Annotated in this window: 16 protein-coding genes and 3 pseudogenes; 7 read left to right on the top strand and 12 right to left on the bottom strand. The window is 62.7% G+C overall.

What is annotated here, in order from left to right:
• Nucleotides 1–65: 65 nt before the first annotated feature.
• The 5 genes from ACQ5J0_RS08005 to ACQ5J0_RS07985 are packed head-to-tail and all read right to left on the bottom strand — an operon-like array spanning nucleotide 66 to nucleotide 5,761.
• Complete coding sequence (locus ACQ5J0_RS08005) at nucleotides 66–1,055, bottom strand: sodium:calcium antiporter (RefSeq protein WP_462566935.1); 990 nt, start codon at nucleotides 1,053–1,055, stop codon at nucleotides 66–68.
• Nucleotides 1,056–1,087: 32 nt separating this feature from the next.
• Nucleotides 1,088–1,717: a cation diffusion facilitator family transporter gene (locus ACQ5J0_RS08000; RefSeq protein ID WP_299309614.1), complete on the bottom strand. Its 630-nt coding sequence runs from the start codon at nucleotides 1,715–1,717 to the stop codon at nucleotides 1,088–1,090.
• Nucleotides 1,714–2,100: a SpoIIAA family protein gene (locus tag ACQ5J0_RS07995; RefSeq protein WP_462566934.1), complete on the bottom strand. Its 387-nt coding sequence runs from the start codon at nucleotides 2,098–2,100 to the stop codon at nucleotides 1,714–1,716. Before ACQ5J0_RS07995 ends, ACQ5J0_RS08000 begins: the two co-directional genes overlap by 4 nt.
• Nucleotides 2,101–2,139: 39 nt before the next feature.
• Nucleotides 2,140–5,403, bottom strand: a complete 3,264-nt coding sequence (locus ACQ5J0_RS07990; RefSeq protein ID WP_462570081.1) for an efflux RND transporter permease subunit — start codon at nucleotides 5,401–5,403, stop codon at nucleotides 2,140–2,142.
• Nucleotides 5,404–5,446: 43 nt separating this feature from the next.
• Nucleotides 5,447–5,761 carry a hypothetical protein gene (locus ACQ5J0_RS07985; RefSeq protein ID WP_462570158.1) on the bottom strand — a complete coding sequence of 105 codons (315 nt, stop codon included), beginning with the start codon at nucleotides 5,759–5,761 and terminating at the stop codon, nucleotides 5,447–5,449.
• A gap of 39 nt (nucleotides 5,762–5,800) precedes the next feature.
• Between ACQ5J0_RS07985 and traF the strand changes: the two are divergent.
• From traF to ACQ5J0_RS07970, 3 genes and pseudogenes are all read left to right on the top strand, one after another.
• Nucleotides 5,801–6,172 (top strand): annotated as a pseudogene (gene traF / locus ACQ5J0_RS07980) (conjugal transfer protein TraF); the annotation flags it as partial.
• A 121-nt stretch (nucleotides 6,173–6,293) separates the two neighbouring features.
• A pseudogene (locus ACQ5J0_RS07975) lies at nucleotides 6,294–6,782 on the top strand (conjugal transfer protein TraH); the annotation flags it as partial.
• Nucleotides 6,783–6,794: 12 nt separating this feature from the next.
• Nucleotides 6,795–9,497 (top strand): conjugal transfer protein TraG N-terminal domain-containing protein, encoded by a 2,703-nt coding sequence (locus tag ACQ5J0_RS07970; RefSeq protein WP_462566933.1) that lies wholly within the window; start codon nucleotides 6,795–6,797, stop codon nucleotides 9,495–9,497.
• Nucleotide 9,498: 1 nt separating this feature from the next.
• Here the strand turns inward: ACQ5J0_RS07970 and ACQ5J0_RS07965 are convergent, their stop codons facing one another.
• Nucleotides 9,499–9,708, bottom strand: a complete 210-nt coding sequence (locus ACQ5J0_RS07965) for a hypothetical protein (RefSeq protein WP_462566932.1) — start codon at nucleotides 9,706–9,708, stop codon at nucleotides 9,499–9,501.
• 129 nt (nucleotides 9,709–9,837) lie between these two features.
• On the opposite strand from ACQ5J0_RS07965, the gene ACQ5J0_RS07960 reads away from it, so the two are divergent.
• The 4 genes from ACQ5J0_RS07960 (at nucleotide 9,838) to ACQ5J0_RS07945 (ending at nucleotide 11,718) form a co-directional block, all read left to right on the top strand.
• Nucleotides 9,838–10,446: a thermonuclease family protein gene (locus tag ACQ5J0_RS07960; RefSeq protein ID WP_462566931.1), complete on the top strand. Its 609-nt coding sequence runs from the start codon at nucleotides 9,838–9,840 to the stop codon at nucleotides 10,444–10,446.
• Nucleotides 10,440–10,571, top strand: coding sequence for a hypothetical protein (locus ACQ5J0_RS07955; RefSeq protein ID WP_462566930.1), 132 nt, complete (start codon nucleotides 10,440–10,442; stop codon nucleotides 10,569–10,571). Before ACQ5J0_RS07960 ends, ACQ5J0_RS07955 begins: the two co-directional genes overlap by 7 nt.
• A gap of 82 nt (nucleotides 10,572–10,653) precedes the next feature.
• Nucleotides 10,654–10,776, top strand: a complete 123-nt coding sequence (locus ACQ5J0_RS07950) for a DUF6961 family protein (RefSeq protein WP_462570080.1) — start codon at nucleotides 10,654–10,656, stop codon at nucleotides 10,774–10,776.
• A gap of 306 nt (nucleotides 10,777–11,082) precedes the next feature.
• Complete coding sequence (locus tag ACQ5J0_RS07945) at nucleotides 11,083–11,718, top strand: S24 family peptidase (protein WP_462570039.1); 636 nt, start codon at nucleotides 11,083–11,085, stop codon at nucleotides 11,716–11,718.
• Between the two features lie 105 nt (nucleotides 11,719–11,823).
• On the opposite strand, the gene ACQ5J0_RS07940 is transcribed toward ACQ5J0_RS07945, so the two are convergent.
• From ACQ5J0_RS07940 to ACQ5J0_RS07915, 6 genes and pseudogenes are all read right to left on the bottom strand, one after another.
• Nucleotides 11,824–13,722, bottom strand: a complete 1,899-nt coding sequence (locus ACQ5J0_RS07940) for a UvrD-helicase domain-containing protein (RefSeq protein WP_462570038.1) — start codon at nucleotides 13,720–13,722, stop codon at nucleotides 11,824–11,826.
• Entirely contained in the window at nucleotides 13,722–14,066 is a 345-nt protein-coding gene (locus ACQ5J0_RS07935; protein WP_462570162.1) for a hypothetical protein, read from the bottom strand. Before ACQ5J0_RS07935 ends, ACQ5J0_RS07940 begins: the two co-directional genes overlap by 1 nt.
• A 162-nt stretch (nucleotides 14,067–14,228) precedes the next feature.
• Nucleotides 14,229–16,358, bottom strand: coding sequence for a type IV secretion system DNA-binding domain-containing protein (locus tag ACQ5J0_RS07930; RefSeq protein ID WP_462570037.1), 2,130 nt, complete (start codon nucleotides 16,356–16,358; stop codon nucleotides 14,229–14,231).
• A 40-nt stretch (nucleotides 16,359–16,398) separates the two neighbouring features.
• On the bottom strand, nucleotides 16,399–17,127 hold the full coding sequence (locus ACQ5J0_RS07925) for an RES family NAD+ phosphorylase (RefSeq protein WP_462570036.1): 729 nt from the start codon (nucleotides 17,125–17,127) through the stop codon (nucleotides 16,399–16,401).
• Nucleotides 17,099–17,476, bottom strand: coding sequence for an antitoxin Xre/MbcA/ParS toxin-binding domain-containing protein (locus tag ACQ5J0_RS07920; RefSeq protein ID WP_462570033.1), 378 nt, complete (start codon nucleotides 17,474–17,476; stop codon nucleotides 17,099–17,101). Before ACQ5J0_RS07920 ends, ACQ5J0_RS07925 begins: the two co-directional genes overlap by 29 nt.
• 53 nt (nucleotides 17,477–17,529) lie before the next feature.
• A pseudogene (locus ACQ5J0_RS07915) lies at nucleotides 17,530–17,943 on the bottom strand (hypothetical protein); the annotation flags it as partial.
• Nucleotides 17,944–17,947: the final 4 nt, after the last annotated feature.

The raw sequence follows: 17,947 nt of genomic DNA, 5'->3' as shown, positions 1-17,947 counted from the left end.
CCTCGACGCTGAGCGGGCGGAAACAGCTGATCGTTAAGTTCGCGTGGAGAGCACGTCTCAGCTGCTCATGCTCCGCCTCCCGATCCTTGAAACGGCTGCACCCAGAACACGACTACCGCGACGAACGCTGCGTAGGCCGCGGCGAAGCCGAAAATCGTCCAGCGATGGAATCCCCTCGCCCGCTCGCCCGAAAAGTGGATGAACATCGCATAGAGTACCGGCATCAGCGCGACGAACGCCAGACTGACCCAGAAGAGGCGGAAATCCTCGATCGGCGTGCCGATGATCGTGAGCGGTATAAAGGCGAGCGTCATCGTCACCGCATGATCGCCAATCACGCTGGTGCTGGCCGAGGTGACCTGGCCGGAGCGGGCGACGCTCCAAGTTGCGAAGACCTCCGGCAAGGCTGCGACAGTGGCAGTGATGAAGAGGCCCCCCACCACATTGGGGATGCCCAGTGCGCTGATGATCTTCTCGCTGGAGAAAACGGTGAAATAGGCACCGACTGCAAGAGCGCTGACGCCTGCGATCGCCATCCACCGTTCCTTGCGGCTCCAATCGACGTTCTCGCCTTGCTCGCGGCCGCGCACCAGAGCTTGGACGAGGTAGGCCAGATAGGCGATCAGCAGCAGCCAGCCATCGATCGGTTGCAGGCCCCGCCACGCGGCGGGCAGCGTCAGCAGAGCGAAGACGGCAAGGATGCCGAGATAAGGAAGCGCCTGGACGGTGACGGCATCCTCATCGACTGCAACATAGTGCTTTCGCCGGTGCTCTTCGTGATCCTTGCTCCCTGTTTCCTTCAAGCCGGACTTGCGGGTGGCAAGGTAGGCAGTCGCCACCATCAGCGGGATGGCGAGGACGTTCGAGCCGAGCATAGCGCCCAGTCCGATCTCGGAGACGCCGCGCGCCGCACTCGTGAGATTGATGCCGATTTCCGGCGAAGCTGCGGCGATGCCCAGAAAGGAGCCACCCGCGGCAACCGAGAAGCCCCACTGCTTGCGAAGCTTTTTGAGGGGCCCAGACAGCCGTTCCGCGCCCCAGTGCGCTGCCCACACGGCGGCTAGAAGAACCCCTGCCCAGACCGCTGTCATTTTTTCCAGAAACCGCGGTGTTTGGTGCCCCTCTCCTCGTGAATGTCCATGTGCGCATCGCGGAGGATCTCGATGCCGCCATAAAGCGCAATACAGGCAACTGCGATGCCGACAACAAGATCGGGCCAGTTGGCACCGGTGAAAAGCACGACGACACCGGCAATGATGATGCCGCCGTTGGCCACGAAATCGTTGAAACTGAAGGTAGTGGCCGCGCGCAGGTTCACGTCGCGGTTCTGCAGTTTCTTAAGCAGGTAGAGCGAAAGAAGGTTCACAATCGCTGCGATGGCAGCCATCGCCATCATCATTACGCCGGCAGGCTCCGATCCTTCGAGGAAACGGCGTATGGCATCCAGGACGACGCCGACCGCAAAGATCAGGAGCATGAAACCGGAAACGCGCGCCGCCCCGCGCTTCCACACTCGCGAGCGGGTGAGGGCAAATAAGGTCAGCCCATAGACCACCGCGTCGGACGTATTATCGAGGCCGTTCGCAATCAGCGCGTTGGAATCCCCTATCGCGCCGGTGATGAAGAAGCCGACTGCGATGGCGACGTTGAGCCAAAGGACGATCCACAGGGTACGGCGCTTGTCGGCGGAGCCGAGATCGAGGTCGGTTTCGCTCATTCGATTTTCCCCTCACCTTTGGCACCGGTCCGCGCCCAGCGTTCGGCGCGCCCTCCGGCATCCGGATCAAAACAGCGCATTTCGGCCGGCGGGAAGAGAACGTTGGATAGTTTGGTGGCCCATCCGTGCCAGTCTCTTGTGCCGATGATGGCGATACGGCCGAACTGGTCCTTGTGCTTCACGTCGAAGCGGAGGTCGCGCCAGATTCCGCCAAGGTCCCATCCCAAGAAATCCGGCCCGAGCTCGATGACCATCGGGACCGCTCCCTGCTCTTGCGCAGCAACGCGCTCGAACAGGGGTACGAAGCGGTCGTAGTCCGAGCTTTCAAGGGTTCCGCCGGCTTTAACGCGGATCAGCCCAGTCTCTTCTTCGATCTCCAGCACAATAACCTCTTCGGTCCGATTCTTTGAGGCCCCTCTTCTTCATGTAACCTCTCGCAATTCGTCGCGTTCCTCCCCCGTGACATTGCGGCGCAAGCGATCCCACCACTTCTCGCGCCAGCTGAGATCGTCGTCGGAACGGTGCAGCACGAGCCGCGCAATCGCCGGCAGGACGAACAAGGTGAGGATCGTCGCAGTGATCAGCCCGCCAATGACGACGGTGGCCAGCGGACGCTGCACTTCGGCACCGGTTCCGGTCGCGATCGCCATCGGCACGAAGCCAAGCGACGCGACCAGCGCGGTCATCAGCACGGGGCGCATGCGTGCCAGGGCACCGTCCTCGATCGCCTCATCAAGTTCCATGCCCCTCTCGAGACGCTGCCGGATCGCAGTCATCATCACCAAGCCGTTGAGCACCGCCACGCCCGAAAGCGCGATGAAGCCTACTGCAGCCGATACCGAGAACGGCAGTCCCCGCAAAGCAAGTGCAAAGATGCCGCCCGCCAAGGCCATGGGAATGGCACTGAACACCGCCAGGGCAGGAACCCAGCCGCCGAGAGCCATGAACAGCAGAAGCAGAACGAGAGCGAAGCACACGGGCACGACGATAGCGAGCCGCGCCTGGGCCGCCTGCAAGTTTTGGTACTGGCCACCCCATTCGATGAACGCGGCAGGTGGTATATCGACCTGGGCAGCGACGCTTTCCTGAGCTTCCTCGACAAACGAACCGAGATCGCGCTCGCGCACGTTGGCCGAGACGATCACCAGCCGGCGTCCCTGTTCACGGCGCACTTCAGCCAGACCGTCGACCACGCGGAAATCGGCCAGCGCCCGCAGTGGAACTGTGACGCCGTTTTCGAGGACGATCGGAAGGGCCCCGAGCTGGTCGAAATCGTCACGCGCGGCGGCTTTCAGACGAACGATAACCTCGAACCTGCGATCGCCTTCGAAGACCAGACCAGCAGGCCGCCCGCCGAGTGCGATGGCAACGGACTGGGCGACATCTTCTACCGTCAGGCCATATCGGGCAATGGTCGGGCGGTCGAAGGCGATGTCAAGCGTTGGAAAGCCCGTGACCTGTTGCACTCGTACATCGGCCGCGCCCTCGGTCTCCCGCAGTATGTCAGCGACATCGTCAGCCGCAGCAGTCAATTGTGTAAGGTCATCACCATAGATTTTAACTGCGAGGTCGCTACGGCTTCCTGCAATCAACTCGTTGAAACGCATCTCGATCGGCTGAGTGAACTCATAAAGATTGCCGACCAAGCCGTTAAGAGCGTCCTCAAGCTCGGCAACAAGTTGTTCCTTGTTTTTGGACGGCTCGGGCCAGTCTTCCCGTGGTTTGAGAATCACGAAGCCATCGGATATGTTTGGCGGCATAGGATCACTCGCGACTTCAGCTGTGCCGGTTTTGGAGAAAACCAACGCCACTTCGGGGAATTGCACGATCCGCTTCTCGACCTGACGTTGCATGTCCACCGAGCGCTCTGTCGGGGTTGAGGGAATGCGTATGGACTGAATCAACAGATCCCGCTCGTCGAGTTGCGGGGTGAACTCGCTGCCGAGAAAACTGAATATGAACGCCGCCAAGGCGAATATACCGACGCTGGTGCCGATCACCGGCCAGGGTCGTGCAATGGCCTTGCGCAGCGCCGGGCGGTAGCGCTCCTTGGCGAGCCGGATCGGCTTTACCTCCGTCTCGGTAAGCTTCTTGTTGAGCAGCACCGCGATCATCGCCGGCACGAAGGTCAGCGACAGCACGAAAGCCGAGGCAAGCGCGAGCATCATCGTGATCGCCATCGGCGAGAACGTCTTGCCCTCGACCCCGGTAAAGGTGAGCAGTGGTGCAAAGACCAGAAAAATGATTGCCTGCCCGTAGACGGTCGGTTTGATCATTTCCTGGGCCGCAAGGCGTGTTTCAACCAGCCGTTCACCCAAGGTTAGCAGACGCCCCTCGTGATGCTGTCGCGCCGCCAGACGTGCGACACTGTTCTCGACGATAATGACGGCACCATCGACGATCAGACCGAAATCCAGCGCCCCGAGGCTCATCAAATTACCGGAGACCCCCAGCCGGTTCATGCCGATGGCCGCCATGAGCATCGATATCGGGATGACCAGGGCTGTGATGATGGCTGCGCGGATGTTGCCAAGCAAAAGGAACAGCACAGCGATGACCAGCAACGCGCCTTCGAGCAGGTTCCTTTCGACCGTCGCGATCGTCGCGTCGACGAGCGAAGACCGGTTGTAGACGATCTCGGCAACCACACCCTCCGGAAGCGACGCGCGAACGTCCTCGAGCCGCTCGGCAGCGCCGGCTGCGACGGTCCGGCTGTTCTCGCCCGCACGCATCAGCACGGTGCCAACGACAGCCTCTTCGCCGTTCAGTGAGGCCGCGCCGGTTCGAAGGTCGCCCCCAATTTCGACATCGGCCACATCGCCGATTCGGATAGGCACACCCTCGCGCGTGGCGACCACTGCTTCTTCGATGTCGGCAATGCTGCCGAGCCTCGCGTCTAACCGAACGAGAAGAGCCTCGTCCGCACGATCCACGAAGTTCGCGCCCGCTGCAAGATTGGCAGCCTCAAGTGCATCGATCAGTGAATCGAAAGACAGGCCATAACCGGTAAGGCGAGCCGGATCGGGTTGAACGAGGAACTGCTTCTCGAAGCCGCCGATGGAATCGACCCCCGCCACCCCATCGATCGAACGCATCAGCGGTGCCACGACCCAGTCCTGCACGGTCCGCAGATAGGCCGCCTTGGCGATCTCGCTTTCGAGCCGGTCGCCGCGTTCGGTGATAAAGCTGCCATCTGACTGCCAGCCGGTACGGCCGCCGGGGGTGGCACCGCGCCCTCCGGGATGCTCGTATTCAATTGTATACATCAAGACTTCGCCGAGTCCCGTCGAGATCGGCCCCATCGCAGGCTCGGCGCCTTCGGGCAGCGTAGCACCGATAGGCGCGAGGCGTTCGTTCACCTGTTGCCGGGCGAAATAGAGGTCGGTCCCTTCCTCGAAGATCGCGGTGACCTGGCTGAAGCCGTTGCGCGAGATCGAGCGGGTCATCTCCAGGCCCTCTATCCCGGCGAGCCCAGTCTCGATGGGAAAGGTCACCTGTGTCTCCACCTGCGAAGGCGAAAGAGCAGGCGCAGTGGTATTGATCTGCACCTGTGTGTTGGTGATGTCTGGAACCGCGTCGATCGGTAGTCGCAGCAGATTGAACGCGCCATAAATGGCCGCGAGCCCGGTGAGAGCGATAATCGCCCAGCGAAAGCGCACGGCGACATCAAGAACTATCCCGATCAAACCGTGGCGGTGGCCGCCCTCTCCTGATGGCGTCGAACTGTGATCAGTCGTCATCTTCGACGTTCTCCTTCTCGAGTTCGGCCTTCAGCAGGAAGGCATTGTCGCTGGCGATCCGCCAACCGGGCTGGAGACCGGAAAGGATGGTCACCATTCCGGCGGACCGGCTGCCTGTGGCCACTTCACGCGCCTGGAAGCCGCGCTGTGTGCGCACGAAAACGACATCGCGCCCTTCGAGCACTTGCACGGCGTCCTCTGGAACCGCGATGCGGCTCTGATCGACTTCGCCGGACGGGCGAATGCGTGCCTGGAGGAAAGCGCCAGGTTGAAGACCCGGTATTGCTCGCGTCAGACTGAGCACGGCGGTAGCACTGCGGCTTTCCGTATCGAGCGAAGGGGTGCCCGCGCGGCCGAGCGCGACGTCGCTATGGCCCGGCTCTCCGAGCGCTACGGCCTGTTCTACTTCTTCGCCCAGACATGCGGCGCCTGCGAGGTCATGAGCCCGATCGTCAAGGCGGTCGCGTCACGCTGGCGGATCACCGTGCGCGCGATCTCGACCGATGGCGGGCCGTCGCGGCACTTTCCGGACTACAGCGTAGAGAAAGGCCAGCGGCCGCGCATGGGGCTCGAGCCCGGGATCACCCCGGCGGTGGTGCTGTGGGACAGCGTCGGCAAACGCCCGATCCCGATCGGCTACGGCGTGCTCTCGGCCGACGAGCTGCAGGACCGCATCTATCTCCTCACCTCGAAGGAAGCCGGACATGATTACTAGGATCAGAACCCTTGCGCTCGCGCTGGCCGCCACGAGCATGGTCGCCGCCCCGATCTCGGGACCAGCATCGGCGAACGTCGGCGACAGCATGGACCGGTTCATGGATGACATGGGCGGGGCGGCGATCCGCCCGCGCGTCGCTCTGATGATCGGCAACATGGTCGAGGCGATCCGCACCGACACCGCGATCGGCGAGGCCGAAAAGGAACTGCTTCAGGTCGCGTCGCTGCCGCTCTACAAGATCCTCACCGTGCAGGCGGCGTTCGGACGCGGCATGGCGACCGACGACCGCGCGACGCTCGCCGAAGTTGCCAGCATCGATCTGCTCCATGCGATCCTCGAACGGATCGTCTCCGAAGCGGGCCGCTCGATGGCCAGTTTCATTGCCGCCGACGAAGCCAAGCTCGCGCTGTGGCGCGCGCAGGTGGCGGAGGTGCGCAACCAGCTCGCGCACCGGCAGGCCAACGGACAGGCACGCATCACCGCAATTGTCCAGATTATCGAGAAGACCGCGATGATCGAGAACATGCTCGCCGCCTCGATGTCACCCTCGATGGCTGCGGCGCTCGACTGGTCGCGCGGGCTGCAGTCGCGCTCGATCGTACCGTAAGGGATCAAGCAAGTGGTCGAGATATTCACGGTCGGCGGCGGCGAATACATCGTCAACGTCCTGAACGCAGTCGCCGCCTGGACGGGTGCCGGCGGCTACAAGAGCCTGATCCAGGTCGCATTGGTGATGGGAATGGCGCTGGCGGTCATCGTGCTCGCCTTCAATCAGGACTGGCGCGCCTGGCTCAACTGGTTCCTCGGCGCGACACTCATCTACATGTGCCTGATGGTGCCGCGGATGGACGTGCATGTCACCGACCGCGTCAATCCGAGCCTAGCTCCGGCCACGGTCGCCAATGTCCCACTGGGGCTCGCGCTCATGGCGAGCTTCACCAGCCAGGCCGGCGACTATCTCACCCGCTCGGCCGAGCTCGTCTTCGGGCTGCCGGACGATCTCAACTATTCGAAGAACGGCATGATCTACGGTGCGCGGCTGCTCGAGGCGACGCGCTCGCTGCGCATCAACGATCCCGAGTTCGCCGCCAATTTCGACGAGCATGTCCGGCAATGCGTGTTCTATGACATCCTGCTCGGCCGCTATTCGATGAAGGAGCTGTCGCAGAGCAATGACATCTGGGCGACCATCGCGCCGGGTAGCGCGGCGCGTGCGCAGAAGTTCGTCACCCGCCAAAGTGACGACAGCGTCACCGCCTCGATTGTTACCTGCCGCGAAGCCTATACCGCGCTCTCCAACCAGTGGGCGGGCCTCATCGACGAGATGACGCTGGTCGCCGGCCGCCAGCTCTACCCGCGCCAGTCCGAGGCGCTCGCCAGGGCCAAGTTGCTCGCCGATCTTCCCGTCGCCTATCAGTATCTGAGCGGCGTCTCGCAAAGCGCGAGCGCGATCTTCCGCCAAGTCCTCACAATTAATGCGATGAACCAGGCGATGCACGGCTTTGCCGGCGCGAGCGGCACGACCAGCGTCGATGTCTTCGCCCAGACCCGGGCCGACATCCAGACCGAGCGGACCTATTCCTCGATCGCGCACAATGCCATGAAGTGGGTGCCGATCCTCAACATCGTGCTCACCGTCGTGTTCTACGCGCTGTTCCCGGTGCTCTTCCCGTTGTTCCTGATGCCCAGGAGCGGCCCGCTGGCTCTCAGAGGCTACGTCACCGGCTTCTTCTATCTTGCCGCCTGGGGACCGCTGTTCGTCATCCTGCACATGATCCTGATGTTCAAGGGCGCAAGCGATGTCGCCGCCGCGAGCGGCAGCACCGGGCTCAGTCTGGCAACCTTCGGCGGAATGAGCGACGTCAACAGCGATATCGGCGTGCTGGCCGGCTATCTCGTCGCCTCGGTGCCGTTCCTCGCCGGCGGCGTGGCCAAGGGCGCCATGGCCATCTCCACGCAGGCGACCTCCTACCTCAACCCGAGCCAGAACGCGGCTGAGGAAGCCGCGCGCGAGGCGAGCACGGGCAATGTCTCGCTCGGCAATTCGAACATCGACAATTCGAGCGTGTTCTCGCGCCAGTTCGCGCAAGGCAACCTTGCGCCCAATATCGCCTATGGCGCAGGCCAGACGCGCAGCTTCGGCGACAGCGGCACACAGACCACCAGTTTTCCCGGTGCCGAGTTCGCACATGTGCCGACATCGAGCTATCCGTTCAACCCGACACTGGGACAGGACTTCAGCGGCAGACTCTCGACCATGGCGAGCCAGAGCCGCGGCCAGAGCGAGACATACTCTAACCTCGCCCAGCAATCGACGAGCTCCGCGGTCACCCGATTCCACGAACTCCGCGATGCCTGGTCGGCGAGCCGCTCAAACGAGTCCGTCAGCGGGACCTCTACCAGCGACAGTATTGGCAGCGCGTTCAGCCAGGTCGACAACGCATCCCGCACGCTTCAGCAGCAATTCGGCCTGTCGCGCCGCGCCGCAGATGACATCACGGTCTCATGGTTCCTGAATGGGGATGCGGGACTGGGTGTGAAGGGCGACAAAGGATCCGTGCAGGGATCGGCAGGGCTGCGGGGCGGCCGCAACCAGAACTGGACCGACAGCGATATCGGCATCGCATCCGAAGACCGATCGCGGATGGTGGGCGCACTCCGTCAGATCGCCGAAAGCGAGAACTGGTCGACGACGCGCGAAGGATTCCTGCGCGAGACAAGTTCGAGCTCGGAAGCGCTGGTCTCGAGCAGCGCAGCGGGTCTCACCACTTCGCTCACGGAGGCCCAGAGCTACACCGTGGAAGCACGCCGCTCCGAAGAGCTTGCCAGCCGCCTAGAGAATCAGGCGAGCTGGTACAAAAGTGCCACTGCGGCCGGATCGCTGAATCTCAGTCAGGCTTACCGCGAATGGGGCATGGCCGAGATCGAAGCCAACCGGGACTACTACGGCCCGGTGCACTTCGACGACATCGGGTTTCAGATGAGCGCACAAGGCCAGCAGTTGCAGGCGCGCTTCGTCGAAAGCTACGCGGACCGACTGCATGGCGAGATTGCCGACGAGCTCGTCTTGTCTCCCCATGCGCCGGTTTCGCGCCCAAGCGTCAGTTCCGCAGGGGACGTGCGGGGTTCGGTCAAGCTCGGAGGGCCTCCCGGCGCACTGTCAGCCTCGTCCGACAACCGCGGAGATATTGAGCGGGAAGTCGCGAGAGTTCAGGAGCGCGGAGAGCAACGAGTGGACCGGGTAACAGATTACCTGGAAGGTCGAACGCGGGGCGCGCGCGGCGCCTCTGCGGAAGCCGCCGACGATGTCAAGGAATGGTAGGTCAAACTAAGCCATCGTAGATCGCAACGTAAATCACGAAGGCCACGAAGAGGATTCCGAAAAGGATAAGGCCCGCCTTTCCCCACGGGTCTGCCCAAGTCTTCTTCCACGTGTAAGCCGTCAATCTGTTTTCGGCGATGGCGCGATCGACCTCGCGAAAGCCCTGCCAGTCCCGGCCGTCGGCGTTGCGGGATTTGTCTGGATCACTCATCGACCAACTCCTTCACGAACCAGAACCGCCCACCTCTGCTCTTCCTGGGAGACGTTGGAGGCGCGCAGCCAGCAACTTAACTCAAAAGTTTCGGGAATACGATATGCAGGACTTGGACTTTTGCATAGGATGGCAGACAATCCTAATGAAGCACGCGATCCTCACAACGACTTGGCTGGCATTTGCATGACGTTCCAGCGCAGATCAGAGAAGCAGCGTGTCGGCAAACCGGGGGCGGTGATCTTCGACTTCCGCCAGGAGTTACATCGGCAGAAACGGGCAAAGCGCCGATCGCTCGCGATGCTTATTGGCGGTGGTCTGCTGGCGGGAGCTATCGGCGGGCTCGTCGGAATCAACTGGCCAGCAAGTACGGCGAGCGCGCAAGCAAGGGCGACGCATAGCTTTGCCGTGTGTGGGACAATCCGCCAGACGTGCGTGGTTGATGGCGACACGATCTGGCTCGAGGGTGCGAAGATCCGCATCGCCGATATCGACACGCCGGAGATCACCTCACCAAAATGCGATGCCGAGTACGAGAGAGGAATTCGTGCGCGCGATCGGCTTGCGGTGCTGCTCAATGAAGGTGAGTTCGAACTGCGCCCGATCGGAAATCGCGACGAGGACCAGTACGGACGCAAGCTTCGCGTCATCGTGCGAAGCGGCCGGTCGTTAGGCGATCAACTTGTATCGGAAAACCTGGCCCGCACTTGGACCGGCGGGCGGGAGTCGTGGTGCTGATGCGCGATTGGCAGACCGACGAAGAGCGCGCGGACGACGAAGCGAACGCCTGGAAACTCCATCTCGAAGCGTGGCTGATCGGGGCCGCGATGCTGTTGGCGATCACGGGCGCTTATGTCGGCTGATGTGACGCTCACAGGAGAACAGAAATTGTGGGGCATCGCGCTTTAAGTCGAGAAGGCACAAGGTGATCGCGGACCCTCTTTCATTGCCGGGAAAATAGACGCCCTTGCTCGATCCGGTGAAAAGGACGGGGCTCGGCTGTGGCAGGAGGTTGCTCGCCGCTTTGACAGGCTCGCGGACCGGCAGGAAGACGACCGGTCCTCGTAAGACCCTTGCCTTCACTGCCACGTTCGATCCTATCGAGATAGGCATTCAACCGTTCAAGCGTCCGTCGTCTGGGGCGCCTCCCCATTCTCAGGTCGAGTACGAACCTTGGGTCACCGACTGCGCGGCGGCCAAAGCGTGTCGCGGAAATGCGGTGCTTGATGAGATGTATCTCGATCCGGTCCAACAACGTCATCGCTACTAACCTCGACTCGCATCCTGCTTGTGTTCCTGTTATGTTCCTACTAGGAAGGATTTCGCGAGTCTAGGAAGAATCCTATACCCGACGAGAAACATAGAGGACTGACCATGGAGAATGTCAGGGAAGAGCTCGACCGGCTGATCCAGAAGCACAAATATGGCTATGCTTCGATCTCGAGGCTGCTGGGGCGCAATGCCAGCTACATCCAACAGTTCATCAAGCGAGGCTCACCCCGCAAGCTCGACGATGAAGACCGCAAAACGCTGGCGAGCTTCTTCGGCGTCGATGAACAGGTTTTCGGTGGCCCGGCTAACGTGGTTTGGGACGGCCTGGTGGAAATCCCCGTGCTCGATGTCGAGGCGTCCGCGGGCTTTGGTGCCGTGGCGGCGAGCGAGACTGCACAAACCCGCTTCGGGTTCGATGAGCGGTGGCTACGAAGTCTGACGTCGGCAAAGAGCGCCAGCCTATCGATTGTGCGCGTGATGGGCGACTCGATGGAGCCTACGCTCAGCGACGGCGATGAAGTGCTCGTGGATGCGTCCGATCACGCATCGCGGCTTCGTGACGGAATTTACGTCCTGCGTGCCGACGATGCACTTGTGGTGAAGCGGGTCGCCATCAAACCAGGAGGCAAGCAGATTACAATCGCCAGCGACAATCCTGCATACCCGACCTGGAGCGACATGGACCGGTCAGAGGTACACGTGGTCGGGCGAGTGATCTGGTTTGGAAGAGCACTATAGTATTGACCGGAGCTGGCCCGCTTGCTGACAGGCAGGTTTTAGTTCCTAAATGCAGGAAGCGGCTGTTTATTGGGGGTCACAACGGCTCCGTAGTGACACGCTGCCTCAGGCGACTATCTCGACTTCATCTCCTGCGAACCACCCCTGCTGCAGCATTGCGTCACGCAATGCTGTGGGATTTTCCGCGTAATAGACGACTGCCAAGCTCCGCTCGGCGCGGCTGCATGTCACATAAAAAAGTCGACGTGTACGATCGATTGTCGTCTCTTTGCCTGCCGCCTCATTTTCGAAATCGGTCTTGCTCTTCCCCTTGGTGCCAAACAGTTTGTCATAGTTAAATAAGAAACCGCGAGCCTCCTCATCGCTTATGACGACCATCACCCGTGGAAATTCCAAGCCCTTCACGCCCTGGTGGGTATCGAACTGCGAAACGCCGCGCACATAGCGGTCATATTTATCGATCTGATCGAATGGCGCCTCGAGCGCGTGCCGCCAGGCGGCAATCTCGCTCTTGATGTCGACCTCTTCCTCGTCCTTCCCGGTGTCGTCCTCGTCTGCCGGCTCGGGATCGGCGGCGGCAAATGGCAGCAACACGTCCGGCACGGTGAATAAGCCGTTCTCGGCGACATAGCGCAGGACGTCGCGCAGGCTCGCCGGAGGCTGCCCGTCGACCAGCGTCATCAATCCCGCACAGGCCGCCTTGGCCCGGTCGAGCAGGCTCTGCTGCGCCTCCCCGGCGTCCCGCAGCGCATCCCGGTTAAGCAGCGGCGATGTCCTGCGTATGATCGCGGCCGTTGCGAACCGGTCACCGGCGCGCAGCGCCTTGACTAGCGGGAGGATCTCGCGCGTGAAGATGCCTAGCCCGGCGCCGGTCCCGTCGAGCAGCCCGGTGTTGATGCGCTGGACGGCATAAAGCGGCCCGAAAAATTGTTCGAACCCGAACCGGCGCGCCGACATCATATGTTCGAGCGCCAGCGTCTTGATCGCCTCCGACCCGTCTGCCCAGGCCGGATCATCGGAAATCTCCGCCATCCGCGCCGCGATCGATGCCTCCGCCGCCGATTTGTCGATTGTCGTGTGGGGGAGCAGGAACAGCCGGATGACCCCGGCCTTCGCATCGGAGCGCGGGCGCTGTTCCTGGCCGTCGTCGTCGCGCCGGACCTTGTTGATCAGTTCGATCACCCGTGTCGGGCAGCGGTGGTTCATCTCCTTGCGCGGCTTTGCCCAATCCGCCGGGATCGCTTCGGCGAGGTCGGTTTTTCCGTCTGCATAGATGCGCTGCATAGTGTCGCCGAACAGGCCGAGGATGAAATCGTCCCGGTGCGCTGCCTGAACCTCGAGCAGCGCATCCATCAACCGTCGGCTGGTGTCTTGACTCTCATCGATCAGCAGGATCGGAAACCGCGTCACCAGCAGCCGGCGCAGACCGGGCTTGGACGTCAGAAACTCCGCGGTCATCGCGATAACCTCGGCATGGTTGAGCGCATCGCGAGTGCGATTGTCGCCGGTCGGGCTGTAGATAAACCGCTGGATGGTATCGAGCCCGGCATGGCGGCGGCGCTTGCTTTCGATCGAGCGGGCGCGATCGACCGCGGCCTTGCTCGTAGCGCGGCCCTTGGCCTGAGCCTCTTCCAGCTCCGCGATATCCTGCATCATCCGCGCGGCGACCCATTTGCGGATATCGCCGTCATAGCCGCCGATCAGAGACCAGGCGAAGGCGTGAATGGTCGACACTTCGACGCGAGGATCGAACTCGAGGCGCTGCTTGATCTCGTCGCAGGCGGCATTGGTATACGTGATGACGCCGATTTTCTGTCCGGCAAGCGAGAGGCGCCGCCCCTGATCGCGGCACACGATACGAATCGCCTCGACTAACGATCTCGTCTTGCCGGACCCAGCACCGGCATAAAGGAAGAAGCTCTTCGGCTTGTCGAGGTTAAGGCAGTCAAGAATGGTCTCGTCCGCCTCGGCGTCGAACAGATCATCTTCGGACGCCGTGCTCACTAGGCCACCTCCACCTTGGGCAGGATCTCCACGCGCTTCTTCCTAAGCTGCAGCAGCAGCCATTCGAGGCCTTCGGCGATGTAGCGTGGAACGACGAGATCGTTGAACCCTTCGGCCTCAAGCACGTCGAGCGCGAATTCGGCCTTCTTGCCCGTCTTGAGTGCAAGGTACATCTGCTCGCCGATCGCCGCCGCCCCATCCCCGGCCCCGATCGCGTCGCGAAACTTGCGCACGAGACCGGTCCCTTGCAGTGCGGCGAAGAACGCCAGATTCTCGAACACCAGCGCGTCCTCGAACGTATACGGCAGTGCTATCTCCGAGGCATCTGCGCCGGGCAGCGTCACCCTGAGCGGTGTCTGATAGGCGACCCGAACGGTCGGAATCGGCTCTGGCGTAATAGTTGTCAGCGGCGAAGTAGCTCGCCGCGGCCGACGGCGAGCGGACATTGGCAACAGAGAGCATTGGCGGCGGATCCCGTTTGGCCCCTCAAGCCTCCCGCCAGGCGATCAGATATCGGGCCCGATATCGCCCAGGTCGCGGTCCTGCTGTTCGCGCGCGGCGCCTCCGAGCAGCGCGCGCTGCTGATCCTCCTGTTGCCGGTGGTCGGCGCGGTTACGATCGCGTGCCGCATCCTGTGAGGCTTGCGGATCGGGGACATCCGGGCGCGACGGCTTGTCCGTCAGGCCGGCGCGTTCTCTTGGGCTCTCCCTGGCTTCGCCAAGCGGCAATTCGGATTGCGCGTGGGCGGGGTTCTCCGGCCTGGCGCTCGAGCGGGATGCAAGTCGCACCTCACTTGCCGGATCGGTAGGCAGGGACGGCCTAGCAGAGGCTTGCTTGCCACCTTTGCCCAATTTCGGCGTGTTCGACTGCGCCGCTCGCTTGCTTCGCGAACGTCCCTTCTGCGGATCGTCCGATGGTCGATCCTTGCGCGCCAGACGGCGCGGCTCGCCGCCATCGTCGTGGCTCCCTGCGCGATGCTCCGCAGTGCCCTGAGTATCAGAACGATCGCTGTCGCTGCGGTGGGCTGCGCCGGTTCGCGATGGCGCTTCACGCGCGATGAAACCTTCGGCGACACGGGGCCAATCGCGCGGGATAAGCGTGACAGGCGCGGCCGGAAAGCCATCCGGAAACTTGATGAAGCCCGACAGGCTGGGAAGCTCCATGACCTCGTCGGGAAGGAGCAGCGGAACGACCTGTCGGCGGGGTGTCAGGCTGACCGCATCGCGGGCGTTGTTGTAGCCATAGCTGTAGCCTTCTTCCATCTCGCGGACCTCGCGGTGCCCAACGACATCGGAGCACCAGGTCGCGGTTTCGCGGTCTGCCGTTGCGAGAATCAGCTTGGTTCTGGCGAGCGAGGACAGGGTCATCGCCATGTTCTCGCCGTAGACCTCCTTGAGCTTGGCGAAGGCATGCACGCCGGTGACGATCGCGCCGCCGAAGTTGCGCGCGGTCTGCAGACCCTTCTCGAGCGACGGCAGGCGGTGCAGCGCCCCGAGCTCGTCGATCAGGAACCATAGCTTGAGGTCGCGCGTCCGCCGCCCGGACATCAGCGTGTTGATCGCGGTATCGAGCCACAACGTGAGCAACTGCGAGAGCACGCTCATGTCGACATAGCGCGCCGAGAGGAACAGCAGCGAGCCCGGTTCGCATGTTCCCTTGACCCAGCGGCGGATCGAAAACGGCTCCCCGCGCGAGGGTAGCATCTGCATCGCCTTGGCGTTGACGTTGAACACCGCGCGCACCGATTCCGCCATCTTGGCAGCGCTCGGCGTGGTGATCGGCCCCGCCATCGTGTCCTCGAGCAGCTTGTGCAGATCGGACAGGTCGGCGTTCATCAGCTCGTCGGCGAGCGCCTGGTTGCTGCCCCGTCCTTCCGCGGCGAGCTTTATGCAAGTCTCGACGAACATGGTGCGCGCGGCGAGCACCCAGAACTGCTCCGAGCCGCCCCCGTCGTGGGGCACCAGCGATTCAGCAGCCGAGTGAAATTCGGCGCGCGAGGTGCAGTCGTTGAACACGCTCCAGGCCGGGCAGCGGGCGTCGAGCGGGTTGAGAATGACGTCGCGATCCGCCTCGTAAAAGGTCTCGATAAAGGCCCCTGTGAGGTCGAATATCACCGCGCGCTCGCCCCGCTCGCGGATTTCGGCGACGAGGTCGGTGAGCGCCACGGTCTTGCCGGTGCCGGTGGTCCCGACAAGCATCGCGTGGCTCTGCTCGCGCCGCCACGGCCAGCTCACGCCGGCGAGATGCGCCGGGGTATAGAGCCCCGCTTCGCGCAATGATGCGCGACCGGCCAGACGCCATGACCAACCCATTTCGCTACCGTATTCACGCGCCCGTTCGCGGGCGTTGTGGCGGGAGATGTCATTCTCCAGTTCGGGCAGGCTCGCGAGCGAAGAGCCGCGCACATGCTTCTTCTGTTTCGAGCGCTCGCCGAAGCGTTCGGCAATCCACCAGAAGGCGATGAACAGCGGGACGAGGACCAGGCTTGCAACCAGGAACGTACTCCGCAGCGCCTCCCCGAATGCGGCGACCGCGGCGCGCATCGGCGGGTATTGGGTGACGACCGACATGGGGAAGGCGGCGGTCTCGCCGTTGCCCAGTTTGAGCTGCACGAGCTTGGCGGGATCGAACTCCATGAAACCGTAGGCCGCGCGAAGTGGAATTATGCCAGTCGCTTCAGCCGAGCGGAGGCAGTCCGAACTGCTCGGCCGTGAATTCCAGCACCTCGCCCGAAGGAAACGCAGCCAGTGCAGTGAGGCGCCAGCCTTCGAGGCGCAGGTGCCAGCCGCGTCCGTGATCGGGCTCGGCCTTGGCAAAGCACGCGGGATCGAACAGCGCGAGATTGATCCCCTGCGGATCGCGCGCCGACGGTGAGCGGATCGCCTGCCCGCCCGCGGCGCGAGCAGCCTCGGCGAGATCCTGACAAGCGGAATAGTCGACCGGGTCTGCCCAGCGTTTGCTGTCGCGCGACAGGGGCGGCCGCGTGGTGTCGAGCAGCCGGACAATGGAGACGGGAATCGAGAAGCTCAAATGCTCGCTGGTGCGGTTGCCGGGGACAAACCCCGGCGAGCGGCTGATGAAGCGGAGCCGCCAATAGGCGGTTTCGGTGATCGCGGTCTGCTCGGCCTCGCTGGCGTAGAAGATGCCGGGTCGCTCGTTCGCACGCCGAAAGCGGCTGGCCACGCTGTGGCCGTAGCGAAAGGGCGAGGCGAGAAGGTAGTGCAGGCCGCGCGCTGCCTTGGGCAGATCGGGCTTGGCCGCATCGGCGAGTTCTTCGAGCCGCTTCTGGTCATCAAGGTTGGCGGCAAGGCGATTGGTCGAGATGCGATGCTGCGCCTCGACGACACGCCAGACCGTCCTGCGATAGCGGCGCAGCTCAGACGCGAGCGCGATGGGCGTCCACATAGTCGCAAACCGTCATGAGCCCCTTGAAGCTGTCGATCAGGTCAAGAGGCCGCGCCTCGAGATCGAGATTTGGGGTCGCGAGCCAAGCTCGTGCAGCCATATCGTCGCTGCCTAGCAGCGCATCGAGCGAGCGGAATAGGCGCAGCAGAAACTGGCCGGCTTCGAACGACTTGCTGGCCGGATCGAGCTCGGACCTGCCCGAGCGCAAACGCGAGACAGTGGCCTGAGACAGCCCGAGAACTGCACCAAGCTTGGCGTTGGTCAGGCCCCAGAACTCCGCAATTCTGGCGATTGCGGTGGTCAGGACCTTGCTATCTCCCTCCTCGACTTCAGCGGCTCTCGTTGCCATCGGCGCATCCTTTCATGTGCACGATCTAGCACCGAACTACTCATTTGAACAGGCGTGCGTTCAAAGATTACCTCGCCATTCGAAAACCGGCCAATCATGCGGAGCTCGCCGAATATCGTTTCAAAGCGGCCCGCCACCTGCGAAAGCCAGCGCTGCGCCCGGCCGGATCGCGGGTGATAAGCATCGGCATCCCAGTAACCACAGTCGTCGCGCTCAGCGAGCCAGATGGCGACAAGGTCGCAGTAGGTGGAGATCCCGCAATCGGCAAAGGCATTGCGCAGCAGGATGCGGTCTTCGCGGCCGCGCGACCCGTCGCAGGGTTCAAGAGAGGGGAAGGTGCTGCGCGCCGTCTCGATAATTTCCTCGACTAGACACTCGTATTCCCATTCCCAATCGTCCTCATCGTCGATCTCCAAAGTACGGAAGGCGACGATTGCGCCGGACGGATAGCTGACGGAACGTCCCATCACC

It is taken from the genome of Qipengyuania sp. SM2512, from assembly GCF_054954005.1.
This window is presented reverse-complemented; position numbering and strand designations above follow the sequence as displayed.